Genomic DNA, 18428 nt, shown 5'->3' on the forward strand with positions numbered 1-18428 from the left:
TGGATAAAAATCTGGTCTTACCCCTGAGCGCAGCCTTACGGCTGCTTCTGCTGCTTAGCCTGACGGCGATGACGCCAGACTTCAATCACACCTGGCAGAATCGAGACCAGGATAATGCCCACAATCAGCAGCTTCAGGTTTTCCTGCACCACCGGCAGATCGCCAAACAGGTAGCCGGCATAGGAGAACAGCAGCACCCAGAGCAGCGCACCCGTTACGTTGAACAGCGCGAAGTGGCGATAGGACATATGGCCCATACCGGCAACAAACGGCGCAAAGGTTCGCACGATCGGCACGAAGCGCGCCAGGATAATGGTTTTTCCACCATGACGGGCATAAAACGCATGGGTTTTATCCAGATGGCTGCGACGGAAAATCTTCGAGTTCGGGTTACTGAACAACCGTTCGCCAAACAGGCGGCCAATGGTGTAGTTCACTGCATCGCCCAGAACCGCGGCCACCACTAATAATGCCACCATCACATGCACATTAAGATCGTTACCCGGCAACGCCGCCAGTGCGCCCGCCACAAACAGCAACGAGTCACCCGGCAGGAAGGGCGTCACCACCAGACCGGTTTCGCAGAACAAAATCAGGAACAAAATAGCGTAAATCCAGATACCGTACTGTGCAACCAGTTCGGCAAGATGCACATCAATGTGCAGAATAAAATCAACCAGAAAATGGAGAAACTCCATGGCGCGCCCTTTTAAGTCCTGAAAGTGAATTAATCCGCGAGGAACAACGGTCCCATCGACGGCTGTGGTAACGCAAAGTGGGATGGGTAATCCACCGCCACCAGATACAACCCCTCTGCCCGGGCTGTGGCTGCGGCTAATGTCCGATCCTTCGCCGCCAGCAGCGTTGCCATCCATGACTCCGGCTTATTGCCGCAGCCTATCTCCATCAGGCTGCCCACGATATTGCGCACCATGTGATGCACAAAGGCGTTGGCTTTGATATCCACAATCACGTAGGGGCCCTGACGCGTCACGTTGAGGTGAATCACGTTGCGCCACGGTGTACGCGACTGGCACTGCACGGCTCGGAATGAGGTGAAATCATTCTCGCCTAACAAACATTGCCCGGCGCGCTGCATTTTCTCCGCATCCAGTGGATGGTAAAAGTGCGTCACGCCCTGCGCCAGCACCGCCGGACGCAGACGCTGATTGTAGATCAGGTAGCGATAGCGTCGGGCCGTGGCGCTGAAGCGGGCATGAAATTCATCCGGCACCGCTTTCACCCAGCGCACCGCAATATCCGGCGGCAGATTAGCGTTGACGCCCAGCGTCCAGGCGCCATCAGGCCGCTGCGAGGTGGTCTCGAAATGGACCACCTGCCCCGTCCCGTGTACGCCTGCATCGGTGCGGCCAGCACAAAAAATGCTGACCGGATGATCGGCGACTTTCGACAGCGCGCGCTCAACCTTCTCCTGCACGCTGCGGACTTCATTCTGACGCTGCCAGCCGTAGTAATGGCTGCCGTCATACTCGATGCCGAGCGCCAGTTTTTGCGTCTGACCATCGGACATGGTTACAGATACTCCTGAACCAGTTTCTCAGCGGTTTTCACCGCCATCAGCGCGCCGCCAAAACGAATGTTGTCCGCCACTGACCAGAACTGCAGCAGTTCCGGGATACCGTAGTCGTTGCGCACAGCGCCGATGCTCAGTTCGCCGTTGCCTGAGGCATCCGTGACCGGCGTCGGCACTTCATCCTCTTCGCTCAGACGAATATCTGACGCCAGCGCCAGTTCGGCACGCGCTTCTTCCGCAGAGAGCGGGCGCAGGTTTTCGATATGCACAATCTGCGCATTACCGTAGAACACCGGAGCCTGTACGCTGCTGACCGCAATCGGTAAGCCTTCGTCCTGCAATACCTTACGCACCTGATCAATCAGGCGACGCTCACTCTCCACGCTGCCTTCTGCGTCGGCCTGTTGTGGCATCAGATTAAACGCCAGCTGACGACCAAAATGGTGTTCATCGGCCGGAAGACCGTTCAGCAGGCGGGCACTTTCCCCGGCCAGCGCATCAACAGCCACTTTGCCGTAGCTGGAGACTGAGATCAGGTTAGTCACCTGTAAACGACTCAATCCGGCCGCATCCACCAGTGGTTTAATTGCGGTCAGCAGCTGGCTTACCAGGTTATCCGCCACGCTGATGATGTTGCGATTGCGATAATCTGCCAGCACCTGCGGATTCACATCCGGCACCACCAGCGGCACATCGGGTTCCAGCGCAAACAGCTCGCTGCTGTCGATCACCAGACAACCGGCATTGGCCGCTTCATCGGCAAAGCGCGCAGAGGCGTCACGTCCCGCCACGAAAAAGGCCAGCTGCGCCTGTGACCAGTCGAACGTCTCCGCATTTTCGACCCGCACCGAGCGGCCTTCGAAACGTTTGATTTCGCCCGCGCTGTTTTCGCTGGCCAGCAAATATAATTCACCAACCGGGAACTGGCGTTCCGCCAGCAGTTCCAGTACAGCGTTCCCTACTGCGCCTGTCGCGCCAAGTAGCGCAATATTCCAGCCGTCAGACATGTTGGTTTACTCCAGACAATGACATAAAAACAGAAGGCGGTGATATTCACCGCCCAGGGATTCAGATTTATCCCCGTCGTCTTTCACGTTGCATCTTTGTTGGCTGCGTTCACTCACCCGAATCACTTACATGAGTAAGCTCATCGGGATTCGTTCTCTTGCCGCCTCAATGCAACCCGAAATCCATTGGGTATATCCCCCCAGAACCCGCCGTCATGCAGACATGCCAGCAGCGCGCGCCTTCCGTTCACTGATTAATTCAGTGCGGAAACCGCGCCAGGGCGCCTGACCTGCAGCGCCCGCTATTCCGGGGAGATGATTGCGTTAAAGCCCAGCTGGTTCAGCAGCTCAGCGGTTGTGGCGTCATCGCAGTTCACCTGCAGCGATGACCACTCGCGGCGCTCCTGATACTGCTTGCGCAGGCGATCAAACTCGCCGGGTTTCGCCGCCACTTTACGCAGGGGGGCATCATCGCGGCGCACATCATACACCAGATGCGCCAGGCGTTTCAGCGTTGGCTGATCCAGCGGGCCATTCAGGGTGATTTCACTGAATTCCGGCACCGGCAGTAAGGTACTGAGCGGCACCTGCTGCGGCTGACCAATAAAGTCGCACCAGGCTTCAAACACCTGGGTGGTGCCGCGCGCTTTGCCTTCCAGCGTGTAGCCCGCGATGTGCGGCGTGGCGATATCGACCTTATCCAGCAGCGCCAGCGACAGATCCGGCTCCGGCTCCCAGACATCCAGCACGACGCTAAGATCGTGCCGCATTTTCAGCACCTCCAGCAGCGCGCTGTTGTCCACCACCGGGCCGCGACAGGCGTTGATCAGAATAGTATTAGGCTTTAGCGCCATCAGCAGCGCCGCATCCGCCAGATGCCAGCTTTTATACGGGCCCTCTTTAAACAGCGGCGTATGGAACGTCAGAATATCAGCCTGCTCTGTCACAGCCTCCAGCGACAGGAAATCCCCCTCATCACCGCGATCGGCGCGCGGCGGATCGCACAGCAGGGTTTTGATGCCCCAGGCCTCAAGACGCTTTTGCAGTCGCCCACCGACGTTACCGACGCCAACGATGCCGACAGTGCGGTCACGCAGCTGGAAACCATCGCGTTCCGCCAGCAGCAACAGCGCAGAAAAAACATACTCCACCACCGCAATGGCGTTACAGCCGGGTGCGGCAGAGAACGCAATGCCCGCCTGCTGCAGCCAGTTCTCGTCGATATGATCGGTGCCCGCCGTGGCGGTTCCGACAAATTTCACCGGCTTTCCTGCCAGCAGGGCCTCATTAACCTGGGTGACTGAGCGCACCATCAGGCCATCGGCATCGGCCAGTTCAGCCACCGGCAGCGGACGCCCCGGCACCGCGACCACGTCGCCGGTACGGCTGAATAGCTCACGGGCATAAGGCATATTTTCATCGACCAGAATTTTCACCACGGCTTTCCTGTCAGTTACATATCAGGCAATTATTCTGGCACAAAGCGACGCGTTAGCCTAACCGTGCACGGTAGCGTTCGGGCGTGGTTCCCGCCTGTTGCTGGAACATCACAATCAGCGCCGAAGCTGAACTGTACCCCAGCTCATGGGCGATGCTCTGCACGCTTTCCCCCTGCTCCAGCAGCACAATGGCGCGCAGAAACCGCAGCCGCTGCCGCCACTCGCCAAAGGTCATATGAAGCTGCTGCTGGCAGCGCCGCGCCAGCGTCCGTTCGGTGGTAAAGACCCGCCCCGCCCAGCCTGCCAGCGTGGTGTTATCGCCCGGATGCGCTTCCAGCGCATGTAACACCGGCGCCAGAAATTTATCGTCAGAGGTGGGCAGATAACTCTCCTGTACCTGCGCCAGCTGCAGGCGATCGCGCAGCACCTCGCACAGCCGCCACTGCGCATCCGTTTCGGGTTGCTCGATTTGCTGCTCAGCAAACTCATCCATAATGGCATGTGCAATGGGATCGACCAGCAGCAGGCAGGCGCGCCAGGGCAGATCGGCGCATAACGGAGCCGCCAGATTAAAAGTACGGAACTGTGCCTGACGATGGTTATAGCTACTGTGAAGCTGACCCGGTGGGATCCAGACCGGAATATCTGCCGGTGTCAGCAATCGCTCACCCTCGACCTGCATCTCCAGTACGTGGCTTTTCACCATAATGAGCTGACCCCAGGCATGCGCATGCGGCAGATATTCGGTGCGGGCATTGGCCTGCTCATAACGCATAAAGTAGCGCAGTTGCGGCGCGTCAAGGGGCGGCTGGTAGATCACTTTCAGGGTCATTCTGTCCGCTCCACAACTAATTTTGTCCGATATTAACTATCTGAATAAATCCGGACAAGCGTACACTGCGCCTCATTATGGCGTGTGGAGAGTCAGCATGTTTTTCCTGTACCCGCTCTTTGCGGTAATAATCTGGTCGATCAACTCAATTGTCAGCAAACTCTCGGCGGATGCGATCGATCCGGCGGCGATCTCATTCTACCGCTGGTTACTGGCGCTGCTGGTGCTGACGCCCTTTGTGCTGCCCGGCGTGTGGCGCACGCGTCAGGTCATTAAACCGCACCTCTGGCGGCTGGCGATCCTTGGCCTGCTCGGCATGGTGCTCTATCAGAGTCTCGCCTACTACGCAGCACACAGTGTCAGCGCACTCTTTATGGGCATTATCGGCGCCCTCATCCCCCTGCTCACCGTGCTGCTGAGCGTGGTGATCCTGCGGATTGCGCCGACGCTCGGCATCCTGCTTGGCAGCATCATCTCCTTTACCGGTCTGGTGTGGCTGGTCAGTGAGGGTAACGTGATGCAGCTGCTGAATCATGGCCTGGGCAAAGGCGAACTGCTGATGCTGGCCGCCTCCGCCGCCTATGCGCTGTATGGCGTGCTGACACGACGCTGGGCACTGCCGCTGCCGATCTGGCAAAGCCTGTATGTGCAGATTTTATTTGGCGTCGTTCTGCTGCTGCCTGGTTTTCTGCTGGCCCCCGAGGTGGCGCTTAACCGGCACAACCTGCCGCTGGTGGCCTTTGCCGGTCTGTTTGCTTCGATCATCGCGCCGTTCCTGTGGATCCACGGTGTGCAGCGTCTGGGTGCCAGCACCACCAGTATCTTTATGAATCTGATCCCGGTATTTACCGCGGTGATCGCGGTGATTTTTCTGCATGAGCAACTACACAGTTACCACTGGATTGGCGGCGGTCTGACGCTTGGCGGTGTGATACTGGCGCAGCGGCTGCGTACCCCCTTAACCCGCCGTAAACCGGTGAGTCACCCGCTGCCCTGAATAGCGCGGCCGGCAGATTACGGGTAGCGGCTGTGGCGAGTGAGGGTACTGTTGAGGATGGCAGTGAAGAGAGTCTACAGCTGAAGCGTAAATCTCGCGCCGAAACGCATGTCCCCCGTGGGATTTCCCGGGGGCTTTTGCTATCATGGCCTATTCATTTTCCGGCGCACCCCACGCTGTTCTGTTTTCCCAAGGAATCCGCCATGCAACCACTCAGCGGCCCCGGTGTGCCGGTCGGCGATCGTTCATCTGTCAATCCGCAAACTGGCGTTACGCGTCACGGTTCAGTGGCCGGTGAACAGCCCCTCTCCCCTGCGCAGCGCACGACGTTAGAACGGCTGATCGTGCGTATCTCATCGCTCAGTAATCTTAAAGCGCCTGAACTGTGGGCGGGCGTACGCCATGAAGTGGGCGTAAAAAGTGAAGCGGAGTTGCAGTCGCGTCATTTTCCGGCAGCGGAACAGTACCTTAATGGCCGCCTTACGCAGACGCAAAATGGGCATGCCACACGCCAGCTGATGACCCAGCTCACCGATCTGCTGCCGAAAGGGAATAACCGTCAGGCCGTCAGCGACTTTATCCGTCAGCAATTTGGTCAGACCGTACTGAGCGCGCTGAGCCAGGATCAGCTGCGCCAGGTGCTGACGATGCTGCAGAACGGGCAGATGACGATTCCTCAGCCGCAGCAGATCCGCGTCAGCGATCGCACGCTGCTGCCTGCCGAGCACCATACGCTGAATCAGCAGGTGGTACGCCTGGCCGCTGCCACTGGCGAATCCACCGGTAAGCTGTGGACGGCTGCGCTGAAACTGGTCAATCTGACCAGCGGTGATCCCATCCCGTCGCGCCACTTCCCACTGCTGACACAGTATCTGCAGGTACGTCAGACGTTGAGTCAGCACAGCGCACCGACGCTGCAATTGCTGGAAGCGTCCCTGAAACAGCCGCTTGATCAGCAGGAGCGGCAGCAACTGGAGGATTACAGCCAGCAGCGTTTCCAGGCCACGCCGCAGACGGTGCTCACCGTAACGCAGACCCAGGATCTGCTGAACTTCCTGTTCAGCCGGCGCGCCGACCGGGCAGAAAAACTTCTCGAACAGCCGCTGGCTGCCAGCGAGATAAAACCCCAGCCGATCTGGTCACCCTTTGTTGCGTCGCTGCCGCCCGCGATTCAGCCTCTGGCAGAGCGCCCCCTGCTGGGCTTCTTTGTCGCACTGGTCGTCATCACCCTTTTACTCTGGGTGCTCCTCTGAGTTAACAGCCACAGAATGCTTTGGGCGCGGCGACTGGCCATTCGCCCGGTGCATCACCCCAGGTCAGCGGATGACCGTCACGTTTCCAGAAATCCAGCCCGCCAATCAACTCCTTCACCTGAAATCCCAGCGAGGCCAGTTTCCAGGCCGCTTTCGTCGAGCCGTTACAGCCAATGCCGTCACAATACGTGACATAAACTTTGCTGCGATCGAGCCGGGCCGTGGTAGTGGCATCCATCTCGCGATGCGGAAAGTTGATCGCGCCGCAAATATGCCCGGCGCGATAAGCCTCCGGCGCGCGAGCATCGATTACCACGATATCCGGGATTTGCCGCCCCAGATCTTCCGCCAGATCCCAGGCGTCGGTGTAAAAAGCGAGTTTTGCCTGCAGATAGTCGAGGCTTTGCTGCGGGGTGGCGGCCGGAATTCGTAAAACCGATGACATAGCGATTCTCCTGTTGTGGTGAGTCTGCAGTTTACGGCAAAGTGGACTGCTTACTGATACCCATTCCCCATCAGGTATAAGACCCATATGTCTTCACCGTTATTACAACTTTTCCAGCATCAGACCAGTGGCGGCGTGCGCGAGCGGCTCTGCTCTACCCTGCGACTGGCGATCAACCGGCACCATCTGCATGCTGGTCAGCAGTTGCCGTCCAGTCGGCAGCTGGCGCAGGATCTGCGTCTGTCACGTGTGACGGTGGAAGCGGCCTACGGACAGCTGGAAAGTGAAGGCTATCTGCGACGCGAGACCGGTCGCGGTACTTTTGTTGCCATCATCATCCCCACCCACTCATCATCATTTCCAGCCCGGCCTCAGCCCGTCCGTTTCTCAGCGCGGGGCCAGCAGGTACTGGCAACCGGTGGCTGTCAGGATCCCCCTTTTCCCCATGCATTCGCCGCCGGTTCACCGGAGTTACGCGCTTTTCCCCATGACACGTGGCGACGCCTCGGCAGCAGCGTGCAGCGTTCACTGGGCAGTGCCGCAATGGGATATGGCGATCCCTGCGGCTACCTGCCGTTACGCAGCGCACTCGCGGATTATCTGGCACTTTCCCGGGGCGTGGCATGCCAGCCGGAACAGGTGATCATTCTGACCAGTTCACAACAGGCACTGCAGTTACTGGCAATGATGTTCGTCGATCCCGGTGATGAGGTATGGATGGAGGAGCCGGGCTATCCTGGTGCGCGTAACGCCTTTCTGGCTGCCGGCGCACAGGTGCGCGGGATTGAGGTCGATGCCGAAGGTGCCATCCCCGCCAGCGGCAGTGCAAAACTGATGTATCTGACGCCATCGCATCATTACCCTACCGGCGTGACGCTGAGCCTGACGCGACGCCTGGCGTGGCTGGACTGGGCGCAGCGCAACCGGTGCTGGCTGATCGAAGACGATTATGACAGCGAATTTCACTACGACGAACGTCCTATCCCTGCGCTACAGGGACTGGATCGCCATCAGCGGGTGATTACGCTGGGCACCTTCTCGAAGTCGCTGTTTCCCTCCCTGCGGCTGGCCTGGATGGTGGTCCCGCCCGCGCTGATTACCCCCATAGGCCAGGCACGCAGCGTGCTGGATGGACACAGCGCCCTGCTGCCGCAGGCTGTCACCGCCGCCTTTCTGCAACAGGGACATTTCGCCAGCCATCTGCGGCTGATGCGTCAGCTCTATCACAGCCGTCGCGATCTGCTGCTGACGCTAATCGCTCAGCAACTGTCGCCGTGGATCACGCCGATTGTCAGCAGCGGCGGATTACAGGTAACTGTCAGACTGCAACAGGATGAAGCGCGATTAAGCGCACTGGCGGCTCAACAGGGTTTGCTGCTGCCGCGTCTGAGTCCGCTCTATGCCGGGCCTTCATCTCAGCAAGGCTGGATGCTGGGCTTTGCCGCACTGACGCCTGACGAGATTGTGGCAGGATGCGATACATTGCTGCGGCTGCTGCAGCGGGAGGGCTAAAACGGAGGGTTGAACGAGGTAAAGCGGATGGGCTGTAAAACAAAAAGGGCCGGCAAGCCGGCCCTTCAGAGTGCTGACGTAATAATTACGCCTGATATTTACGCATGGTCAATGTGGCGTTGGTACCGCCAAAACCAAAGCTGTTAGACATCACGGTAGTCAGCTCTTTTTCCATCGGCTCAGTGACGATGTTCATACCGGTTGCTGCCGCGTCAAGCGAGGTGATGTTGATGCTTGGCGCGATAAAGCCATGCTCCAGCATCAGCAGCGAGTAGATCGCTTCCTGCACGCCAGCCGCACCCAGAGAGTGGCCGGTCATCGCTTTCGTTGCTGAGATGTATGGCGTGTTATCGCCAAACACTTCACGAATCGCGCCCAGCTCTTTCACATCACCCACCGGGGTAGAGGTTCCGTGGCTGTTCAGATAGTCAATTGGGGTATCGACACCGTGCATCGCCATCTTCATGCAGCGCACTGCGCCTTCACCTGATGGAGCAACCATGTCTGCACCGTCTGAAGTGGCACCATAACCGACGATTTCGGCATAGATATGCGCACCACGTGCCAGCGCATGCTCCAGTTCTTCAACGACGACCATGCCACCGCCACCGGCGATAACAAAGCCGTCGCGCTCATTGTCATAAGTGCGTGACGCTTTTTCTGGCGTGTCGTTGTAACGGGTAGAGAGCGCGCCCATGGCGTCGAACTCACAGGCCATTTCCCAGCACAGCTCTTCGCCGCCGCCCGCAAAAACGATATCCTGTTTGCCAAGCTGGATCTGCTCAACGGCGTTACCGATACAGTGCGCAGAGGTGGCACAGGCGGAGCTAATCGAGTAGTTTACGCCATGAATTTTGAATGGCGTTGCGAGGCAGGCAGAGACGCCAGAGGCCATCGCTTTGGTGACAACATAAGGGCCAACCGCTTTCAGGCCGCGTGGGCTGCGCATTGCGTCAGCACCAAATACCTGGAAACGTGGGGAGCCGCCGCCTGAACCCGCAATCAGACCCACACGTGGGTTGCTCTGATACGCTTCAGCGCTAAGGCCAGAATCTTTAATCGCTTCTTCCATGGAAAGATAAGCATAGATGGACGCATCACTCATAAAGCGCACAACTTTGCGATCGATGAGGCCGGTGGTATCTAATTTAACGTTACCCCAGACGTGACTACGCATGCCGGAATCTTTCATCTCTTCAGAAAAGGTGATGCCAGAGCGTCCTTCACGCAGAGATGACAGCACCTCCTGCTGGTTATTACCAATACTGGAAACGATCCCTAAGCCAGTAATCACAGCACGTTTCATTCAATCTTCCTCATCCACTTCTTCTTAATTGGCATGCACTCTAGCGTACACTTGTACGCCGAACAAGTCCGATCAGCTATTTCCTTTTGTAAATTTGCGTCATGTCACGCGGGTCGCTAGAATCGCGCCACTGCCTGAAAAACGAGCCTTTACCGTGAAATTGACCCCGGTTGAACATGCAAAGCTAAACTGGAATGAACAGGGTACACCTGTTTCCCGAGCGTTTGGCGATGTCTATTTCTCTAATGACAACGGTCTGGAAGAGACACGCTATGTCTTCCTTGGCGGCAACGGTTTTCCCCAGCGTTTTACTGAGCATCCGCGCGATCTGCTGATCGTGGCGGAGAGCGGTTTTGGCACCGGTCTTAATTTCCTGACGCTCTGGCAGGCGTTCGATGCGTTTCAGCGCGAACAGCCCGACGCCACTTTAAAACGTCTGCATTTCATCAGCTTTGAGAAATTTCCGTTAACCCGTGAAGATTTAACTGCGGCGCAGCAGCACTGGCCCGAACTGGCCCCCTGGGCGGAGGCGCTGCAGGCGCAGTGGCCCGCTGCCCTGCCCGGCTGTCAGCGTCTGCTGTTTAATGGCGGCCGCATCACGCTCGACCTGTGGCTGGGCGATATTAACCTGCTGATGGGCCAGCTGGATGAGAGCCTGAATCGTCAGGTAGATGCCTGGTTCCTGGATGGGTTCGCGCCCTCAAAGAACCCGGATATGTGGACGCCGGAGCTGTTCGGCATGATGGCAAAACTGGCGCGGCCGCAGGGGACCTTCGCGACCTTTACCGCCGCAGGCATTGTCCGGCGCGGTCTGCAGCAGGCGGGCTTTGCGGTCATCCGCCGCAAAGGATTTGGTCCGAAGCGCGAAATGCTATGCGGGCCGTTGCAGGATGCGCCTCCGCTGCCCGCCGCACAGCCCTGGTATCATCGTCAGGCTGCGGAGCAGCGTGATGTAGCCCTGATTGGCGGCGGCGTCGCCAGTGCCACCCTGGCGCTGGCGCTGCTGCGTCGCGGCTGGCGGGTAACGCTTTATTGCGCCGATGAGGCGCCCGCGCTGGGCGCATCCGGCAATCGTCAGGGAGCGCTCTATCCGCTGCTCAATCAGCACGACCCGGCGCTTGCCACTTTTTTCCCCTCGGCCTTCAGCTTTGCCCGGCGGCTCTATGATCAATTAACCGTCACCTATGAGCATCACTGGAGCGGTGTGCTGCAGTTGGGCTGGGATGAGAAAAGCCGTAAGAAGATCGATCAGATGCTGGCGATGGACCTGCCTGAAATCATCGCCTGTGGCGTCGATGTGGCAGAAGCTGAAAAACTGGCAAATGTTGAACATGGCTGTGGCGGCATTTTCTATCCGCAAGGCGGCTGGCTCTCACCGGCAGAGCTGACCACCGCGATGCTGGCGCATGGCGAGACCCAGGGATTGCGCATTCACTGGCTGCACCGGGTGAACGCGCTTTCCCGGGAGGATGATCACTGGACGCTGACGTTCAGCGATCGTCCGGCGGTGCGTCATCCGACCGTCGTACTGGCAAACGGTCATGCGATTGCCGACTTTGCGCAAAGCGCCCCGCTGCCGACCTATCCGGTGGCCGGTCAGGTAAGCCATGTTCCCTCCACGCCGGGCCTCAACGCGCTGCAAACGGTGCTCTGTTACGACGGCTATCTGACGCCTGTCAGCCCGCAGTTTGGTACGCACTGTATCGGGGCCAGCTATCACCGTGGCGATACCGCAACCGCGTATCGGGAGGAGGATCAGCAGGAGAACCGCAGCCGCCTGCTGCATTGCCTGCCTGACAGCAGCTGGGCCGAAACGGTGGATGTCAGTGACGGAGAGGCGAGAATGGGGGTGCGCTGCGCCACCCGGGATCACCTGCCGATGGTGGGCGGCGTGCCGGATTATGCTGCTACGCTGGCGCAGTATGCTGATTTACCGGCACAGCAGGCGGCAGGCAGCGATATCGCTGACGCACCCGATCTTGCGGGCTTGTATCTGTTTGGGGCGCTGGGATCGCGCGGCCTGTGCAGTGCGCCGCTGGCAGCCGAAGTGCTGGCAGCTCAGCTGGCGGGCGAGCCGCAGCCTCTGGATGCCAGTACCCTGGCAGCACTCAATCCGAATCGTTACTGGGTGAGGAAATTACTGAAGGGAAAAGCCGTTTAGCGGACGCTAAGGGCGGCACGCCGCCCTGCACCACTACGCGGAGAGCTGGCGTGCCTGAACAAACAGGTTATCCCACATCCCGACCACTAATGCCTGATCGCGCGGCGAGAGTTCTCCGGCAGCAATGGCATTTTGCAGACTGCGGGTCACCTGAATCTGCAGCGCTTCTGGCGTATGTTCGCCCAGTTGCTCCACTTCAGCGACGGCCAGTGTCAGATGCCCGCGCAGATAACCGCTGGCGAACAGCTCATCGTCACTGGCATGCTCGACCATGTCGTCAATCAGGGCCAGAATACGCGCTTCAAATTCTGCGATCATCTCAATTCCTCTTTTAATAATGCCTTTCTGCATCACAGATCGTCCGGCCAGGGAAACTGCGATGCTGTTAATGAAGGCCTGCCATAAAATTCCGCCAGGGCGGTAATAAAACGCGCGGGACGGTCGGGAATGCCCGACGTCAGATAGCTCATGACCTGAGCATGCACTTTACGCTGGAACGCAATGCGATCCGGCTCACAATCTCCGTCGAGATTGTCACAACTCACGTTGAAGGGAAAGCCTGCCGCCGTACAAAACATCCATTCCAGCGCCTGTGGCTTCACTTCCACCGCTTCAAACTGACTCTGGGTCAGCGCATCGCGGCCATCCGGACAGTACCAGTAGCCAAAATCGACCAGTTTGCGGCGCGCTTCACCGGCGATGCACCAGTGAGAGATCTCATGCAGGGCGCTGGCGTAGAAGCCGTGAGCAAAGACCACACGGTTCCACGGCGATTCGGCATCAGCAGGAAGATAGATCGGTTCATCATCGCCTTTAATTAGACGGGTCTGAAATTCATCGCTGAAACAGCGATCAAACAGCGTGATCAGCTGTTCATAATGATGTGTCGGGTTCATGACGGTATCAGGTTTTAGGTTACGATTGCAGCGTGGCAAGCCAGGCCATAACGGCGCTGCCATGGCTGTCCCACAGTAATTTAATGCTCATGACGGCAGACACAATCACCACCATCGGGCGGATCAGCTTCTGTCCGCGGCTCAGCACCAGTCTTGCGCCCAGACGCGCGCCGCAGAAAGCGCCGAGCATCATGATCAGGCCGGTTCCCCACACCACTTTGCCGCCGAACATAAAGAACAGCAGGCTGCCGAGGTTCGAGGTGAAATTGAGGACCTTGGCATGGGCGGTCGCTTTGGCAAGGTTGTAGCCGCAGAGCGTGACGAAAGCCAGCGCATAAAAAGAGCCTGCGCCCGGTCCGAAAAATCCGTCATAGAATCCCACAGCTCCGCCGCCGACCAGGGCAAAGGCCAGACCCTGCAGACGGCGCGCGCGATCCACTTCGCCGAGTCGCGGCATCAGCAGGAACCACAGACCGATAGCGATTAAAAACAGCGGCAGCATCTGGCGCAGGAAATCCGCCTGCAGGCGCTGAATCAGTATCGCGCCCAGCACGGAACCCAGCAGCGTCATGGCAATGTTCAGCCACTGTTCATTCAGATTGACCGCACCACGCCGGATAAAGTAGAGACTGGCGGAAAACGATCCACCGACCGATTGCAGTTTATTGGTCGCCAGCGCCTGGGCCGGAGAAAGGCCCGCCGCCAGCAACGAAGGTACCGTAAGTAATCCCCCGCCACCCGCGATTGAATCAATAAAACCGGCGAGCATGGCGATTAAAAACAGCAGCCCGACGAGCAGCGGGCTGACCACAAACCAATCCATGGAATCCCTTACAGTAGATGTTTATCCAGCAGGGCCTGACAGGCAGGCGGTAATGGCGGCGGCTCACGTTTCACCGGTGCGCCCGAACCAGGCTGTTTCGGCAGGAACCAGCTCTGCAGCTCTGCGCCGCAGCCATCGCCAGCAGGCGGTGCGGGCTGATCTTCACAGCCGATACTGCCCGCCGGGCAGCGCAGGCGCACATGCATATGGGCCCGGTGAGCAAACCACGGGCGCACTTTACGCAGCCAGTCACGATCGTTACCCGCATCGGCACAAAGCTGCTTTTTAATCGCCGGATTGACGAAGATCCGTGTCACATCATCATCTTTGGCGGCCAGTTTAATCAGGCTATCAATTTCCGGCTGCCAGTGACGCGCAATCACATTTTTGTCACCCGGCCCGACCAGATCGAGCGGCTGCGGTTTCAGCAGTTGCTGGGCGCTCCAGCGGGTTTTCGGCAGTTGCAGCCAGATATCGACATCCAGCCCGGTCTGATGGCTGGCGTGACCGCTGCTGAAACGCCCGCCTGCTGCCATGCCCATGTCACCAATCAGCACGTTGCCCAGTTGCAGGTTATGCACCTGCGTACTGAGACGCTGAATAAACTGAATCAGATCGGGATGACCAAAGTAGCGCCGCTGATCCTGACGCATCACCTGATAGTGCGGTGAATTCAGCGGCAGCGCCTCGGCGCCAACAATACAGCCGTTGGCAAAGCCACCGATTGACTGCGGTGCGCCGGTGATCGGCTGCTGGATGCGTTGCCACGGCGTCGCCGCCAGGCTGGAGGCGCTGATCAACAGCGCACTCAGGGTAAGCAGAAGAGCCTTCATGGCATCACCAGCGCGGTACGGAGCTGTTAACGTCACCGTTCTGCGCCCGCTGGCGCAGCAGATGATCCATCAGGACGATCGCCATCATCGCCTCGGCGATCGGCACTGCGCGGATCCCGACGCAGGGATCGTGGCGGCCTTTGGTGATCATCTCCACTTCTTCGCCGTCGCGGGTAATAGTTTTACCCGGCACGGTGATGCTGGAGGTTGGTTTCATCGCCAGATTGGCGCTGATGGTCTGGCCGCTGCTGATGCCGCCCAGAATGCCCCCGGCGTGGTTGCTCTGGAAACCATCGTGGCGGATCTCGTCGCGATGCTGACTGCCGCGCTGGTTAACCACCGCAAAGCCGTCGCCGATTTCAACGCCTTTAACGGCATTAATACTCATCAGCGCATGCGCCAGATCGGCATCCAGTCGGTCAAATACCGGCTCGCCCAGGCCTGGCGGCACGTGATCTGCCATGACCGTGACTTTAGCGCCAATGGAGTCGCCCTCTTTTTTCAGGCCGCGCATCAGTTCATCCAGCGCCTCCAGCTTGTCCGCATCCGGGCAGAAGAACGGATTCTCTTCCACGATGCTCCAGTCTTTCAGCTCACAGGCGATGTCACCAATCTGTGACAGATAGCCGCGCACCACGACACCGTGTTTCATCTGCAGGTATTTCTTGGCAATCGCACCGGCCGCCACGCGCATCGCGGTTTCGCGCGCCGACGAGCGTCCACCGCCACGGTAGTCGCGCTGACCATATTTCTGCTCGTAGGTGTAATCAGCATGGCCCGGACGGAAGAGATCTTTGATAGCGCCGTAATCCTGCGAACGCTGATCGGTATTTTCAATCAGCAGGCCAATCGAAGTACCGGTAGTCACACCCTCAAAGACGCCGGACAAAATTTTCACCTGATCCGGCTCGCGGCGCTGCGTGGTATAGCGCGATGTGCCAGGACGGCGGCGATCAAGATCATGCTGAATATCCGCTTCGGTCAGCGGAATACCTGGCGGCACACCATCAACGATACAGCCCAGCGCAAGCCCATGGGACTCGCCAAAGGTCGTTACTCGAAAAAATTGCCCGATGCTGTTTCCGGCCATGCTGTTTCCTTCTCAGGGTTCGGCGGGCGATGCTTCGCCCCACTTTTAGTCTTTGTAAAAAGAGAAATGGTGTTTTGCGTCGACAATCTGCTGGCGCGTCAGCGTAAAGACGCCGTCACCGCCGTTGTCGAATTCCAGCCAGGTAAAGGGCACGTCGGGATACTGTTCGATCATGTGCACCATGCTGTTGCCCACTTCGCAGACCAGGACGCCCTGCTCGCTGAGATAATCTGGTGCACAGGCCAGAATGCGGCGTACCAGCTTCAGGCCGTCGCTGCCTGCCGCCAGCCCCAGCTCCGGTTCGTGGCGATATTCGTTCGGCAGATCATCCATATCTTCCGCATCAACATACGGCGGATTGGTGACGATCAGATCATATTTCAGCGGTGGCAGTTCGCGGAACAGGTCAGCGCGAATCGGCGTAACCTGATGAATCAGACCATGTTCTTCAATGTTCTGCTCGGCAACCGCCAGCGCACCGGTAGAGATATCCACCGCGTCCACTTCCGCTTCCGGGAAGGCATAGGCGCAGGCAATCGCGATGCAGCCGCTGCCGGTACACATATCCAGAATATGATGGGGTGGCGTGCTGACCAGACCGGCAAAGCGGTTCTCAATCAGTTCGCCAATCGGTGAACGCGGCACCAGCACGCGCTCATCAACAAAGAATTCGTGGCCGCAAAACCAGGCTTTATTGGTCAGATAGGCGACCGGAATGCGCTCGTTAACGCGACGAATGACGCGCTCGACGATCAGAAGACGTTCGCTGGCGGTCAGACGCGCATTGCGCATATCTTCAGGAATATGCAGCGGCAGCCAGAGTGACGGCAGGACCAGTTGAACGGCTTCGTCCCAGGGATTGTCTGTGCCATGTCCGTACCAGATTCCGGCAGCGGAAAAGCGGCTGACCGCCCAGCGCAGCATGTCCTGAATGGTGTGCAGTTCGTTCACTGCCTCATCGACGAAAATTTTGTCCACGTAGCCCTCCGCAGGCCTTTTGCTAAATCGGCCAGTAGTGTGCCATGAAGCCGGGGAGAATTCAGCGCAGCGAGGTGAAAAAGCTGACATTTAATGACGCTTAACGGTAAGGTATCGACTCTGCTGTGTGACAGCCTTTTCTGATATGACTGACCTGCCATGAGTAAAAAAACACCACTAAGCCCGGATGACCAGGCGCTGTTTCGCCAGTTAATGACGGGTACACGCCAGTTAAAACAGGACACGTTTGTCCACAAAGCGCCGGTTAAAACCCGCCACATTCCGGTAAAGCGTCTGCTTTCAGAGCAGGCGGACAACAGTCATTACTTTTCGGATGAGTTTCAGCCACTGCTCTCAACGGAAGGTGCCACCCGTTATGTGCGCGCCGATGTCAGCCATTTTGAGCTGAAGAAATTACGTCGTGGCGACTATACGCCAGAGATTTTCCTCGATCTGCACGGCTTAACGCAGCAGCAGGCCAAGCAGGAACTGGGGACACTGATCGCCGCCTGCCGCCGTGAACATCTGTTCTGCGCCAGCGTCATGACCGGTCATGGAAAGCATATTCTGAAGCAGCAGACGCCGCTGTGGCTGGCCCAGCATCCGTGGGTGATGGCTTTTCATCAGGCACCCAAAATGTTCGGCGGTGACGCCGCACTGCTGGTTTTGATTGAGATTGAGGAGTGGCAACCGCCTGAATTGCCCTGAGAAGGGCCGGAATGATCGGCCCACAGACGTCAGATTGCTTTAGCCAGCTTTTTGGGACTGACCTGCCACAGCAGTTTACCGGCACTCGCTGCGGGATCGAATTCCACGCAGGCAATAGCGGAAGTGGCGAACATTGGCGGTGCTTCCTGCGGGCACAGTTCAGAGACTAAATACCCCACCAACGGTAAATGTGAAATCACCAGAGCCGATTTCACGCCTTCATTCGCCAGGGCCTGCAGATAGCACCCGACCATCTCCGGATCGCCGCCCGGCGTTAATTCCGGCAGAACGTCCTGGCTTTCCGGCAGGGGAAAGGCTTCACGCACGGTCGCGAGCGTTTGCTGCGCGCGTAAATAGGGACTCACCAGGACACGCTCAATGTCCGGCGTCTGGCTGTTAAGCCAGTTGGCCATCTGACGTGATTCATTGCAGCCACATAAGGTTAAAGGCCTGACTGAATCACTGGCTGCTTCCAGAGCCGCATCGCCGTGACGCATGATAAAAACTTGCATAAAGCACCGCTGTTGTTTGTCGACATCGCCCGACGCGTAGCGCCTGACTCTTCACTCTGCGAATGAACGCTGTGTTTTACCCTAATGGCTTTAGTATAGTCA

The 18428-nt window shown here is 58.2% G+C and carries 19 protein-coding genes; 5 read left to right on the plus strand and 14 right to left on the minus strand.

Features of this window, described 5'->3' with window-relative positions; genetic code table 11:
* Positions 1–35: 35 nt before the first annotated feature.
* The 5 genes from NR195_RS13760 to NR195_RS13780 all read right to left on the minus strand — a co-directional run bounded on the left by NR195_RS13760 (position 36) and on the right by NR195_RS13780 (position 4812).
* Complete coding sequence (locus NR195_RS13760; RefSeq protein WP_010257990.1) at positions 36–698, minus strand: DedA family protein; 663 nt, start codon at positions 696–698, stop codon at positions 36–38.
* 29 nt (positions 699–727) lie between these two features.
* Positions 728–1531 (minus strand): tRNA pseudouridine(38-40) synthase TruA, encoded by an 804-nt coding sequence (gene truA, locus NR195_RS13765; RefSeq protein ID WP_045139793.1) that lies wholly within the window; start codon positions 1529–1531, stop codon positions 728–730.
* Between the two features lie 2 nt (positions 1532–1533).
* Positions 1534–2541: an aspartate-semialdehyde dehydrogenase gene (locus tag NR195_RS13770; protein WP_033778725.1), complete on the minus strand. Its 1008-nt coding sequence runs from the start codon at positions 2539–2541 to the stop codon at positions 1534–1536.
* 302 nt (positions 2542–2843) lie between these two features.
* Entirely contained in the window at positions 2844–3977 is a 1134-nt protein-coding gene (pdxB, locus tag NR195_RS13775) for a 4-phosphoerythronate dehydrogenase PdxB (protein WP_033778724.1), read from the minus strand.
* Positions 3978–4032: 55 nt separating this feature from the next.
* Complete coding sequence (locus NR195_RS13780) at positions 4033–4812, minus strand: AraC family transcriptional regulator (RefSeq protein WP_256844620.1); 780 nt, start codon at positions 4810–4812, stop codon at positions 4033–4035.
* A 97-nt stretch (positions 4813–4909) separates the two neighbouring features.
* On the opposite strand from NR195_RS13780, the gene NR195_RS13785 reads away from it, so the two are divergent.
* The gene (locus NR195_RS13785) at positions 4910–5809 is read left to right on the plus strand and encodes a DMT family transporter (protein ID WP_187484429.1); all 900 of its coding nucleotides are present in this window, start codon (positions 4910–4912) and stop codon (positions 5807–5809) included.
* A 203-nt stretch (positions 5810–6012) separates the two neighbouring features.
* On the plus strand, positions 6013–7062 hold the full coding sequence (gene flk / locus NR195_RS13790) for a flagella biosynthesis regulator Flk (RefSeq protein WP_256844621.1): 1050 nt from the start codon (positions 6013–6015) through the stop codon (positions 7060–7062).
* Position 7063: 1 nt separating this feature from the next.
* Here flk and NR195_RS13795 read toward each other — a convergent pair whose 3' ends face one another.
* Positions 7064–7507 (minus strand): rhodanese-like domain-containing protein, encoded by a 444-nt coding sequence (locus NR195_RS13795; RefSeq protein WP_010671442.1) that lies wholly within the window; start codon positions 7505–7507, stop codon positions 7064–7066.
* A gap of 87 nt (positions 7508–7594) precedes the next feature.
* On the opposite strand from NR195_RS13795, the gene NR195_RS13800 reads away from it, so the two are divergent.
* A complete protein-coding gene (locus NR195_RS13800) occupies positions 7595–9019 on the plus strand; it encodes a PLP-dependent aminotransferase family protein (protein ID WP_010671441.1) in 1425 nt (474 codons plus the stop codon).
* A gap of 85 nt (positions 9020–9104) precedes the next feature.
* Here the strand turns inward: NR195_RS13800 and fabB are convergent, their stop codons facing one another.
* Positions 9105–10325, minus strand: a complete 1221-nt coding sequence (fabB, locus tag NR195_RS13805) for a beta-ketoacyl-ACP synthase I (protein WP_010257968.1) — start codon at positions 10323–10325, stop codon at positions 9105–9107.
* Positions 10326–10479: 154 nt separating this feature from the next.
* Between fabB and mnmC the strand changes: the two genes are divergently transcribed.
* Positions 10480–12486: a bifunctional tRNA (5-methylaminomethyl-2-thiouridine)(34)-methyltransferase MnmD/FAD-dependent 5-carboxymethylaminomethyl-2-thiouridine(34) oxidoreductase MnmC gene (gene mnmC / locus NR195_RS13810; RefSeq protein WP_256844622.1), complete on the plus strand. Its 2007-nt coding sequence runs from the start codon at positions 10480–10482 to the stop codon at positions 12484–12486.
* Positions 12487–12519: 33 nt separating this feature from the next.
* On the opposite strand, the gene NR195_RS13815 is transcribed toward mnmC, so the two are convergent.
* Genes NR195_RS13815 through prmB form a run of 6 tightly spaced genes read right to left on the minus strand, consistent with a single transcriptional unit; the run spans position 12520 to position 17106 of the window.
* A complete protein-coding gene (locus NR195_RS13815) occupies positions 12520–12804 on the minus strand; it encodes a YfcL family protein (RefSeq protein ID WP_010257960.1) in 285 nt (94 codons plus the stop codon).
* A 32-nt stretch (positions 12805–12836) separates the two neighbouring features.
* Positions 12837–13382, minus strand: coding sequence for an elongation factor P hydroxylase (locus NR195_RS13820; RefSeq protein WP_003854284.1), 546 nt, complete (start codon positions 13380–13382; stop codon positions 12837–12839).
* Between the two features lie 19 nt (positions 13383–13401).
* Complete coding sequence (locus NR195_RS13825) at positions 13402–14205, minus strand: sulfite exporter TauE/SafE family protein (protein ID WP_010671439.1); 804 nt, start codon at positions 14203–14205, stop codon at positions 13402–13404.
* An 8-nt stretch (positions 14206–14213) separates the two neighbouring features.
* Positions 14214–15038, minus strand: coding sequence for a penicillin-insensitive murein endopeptidase (gene mepA / locus NR195_RS13830; protein ID WP_010257953.1), 825 nt, complete (start codon positions 15036–15038; stop codon positions 14214–14216).
* 4 nt (positions 15039–15042) lie between these two features.
* Complete coding sequence (aroC, locus tag NR195_RS13835; RefSeq protein WP_010257950.1) at positions 15043–16128, minus strand: chorismate synthase; 1086 nt, start codon at positions 16126–16128, stop codon at positions 15043–15045.
* Between the two features lie 45 nt (positions 16129–16173).
* A complete protein-coding gene (prmB, locus tag NR195_RS13840) occupies positions 16174–17106 on the minus strand; it encodes a 50S ribosomal protein L3 N(5)-glutamine methyltransferase (RefSeq protein WP_182504370.1) in 933 nt (310 codons plus the stop codon).
* Positions 17107–17265: 159 nt separating this feature from the next.
* Between prmB and smrB the strand changes: the two genes are divergently transcribed.
* On the plus strand, positions 17266–17814 hold the full coding sequence (gene smrB / locus NR195_RS13845) for an endonuclease SmrB (protein ID WP_256844623.1): 549 nt from the start codon (positions 17266–17268) through the stop codon (positions 17812–17814).
* Between the two features lie 29 nt (positions 17815–17843).
* On the opposite strand, the gene sixA is transcribed toward smrB, so the two are convergent.
* Positions 17844–18326: a phosphohistidine phosphatase SixA gene (gene sixA, locus NR195_RS13850; RefSeq protein WP_010257941.1), complete on the minus strand. Its 483-nt coding sequence runs from the start codon at positions 18324–18326 to the stop codon at positions 17844–17846.
* Positions 18327–18428 lie beyond the last annotated feature (102 nt).

The sequence above is a fragment of the Pantoea sp. Ft-CA_14 genome (genome assembly GCF_024520875.1).
Classification (GTDB): domain Bacteria; phylum Pseudomonadota; class Gammaproteobacteria; order Enterobacterales; family Enterobacteriaceae; genus Pantoea; species Pantoea agglomerans.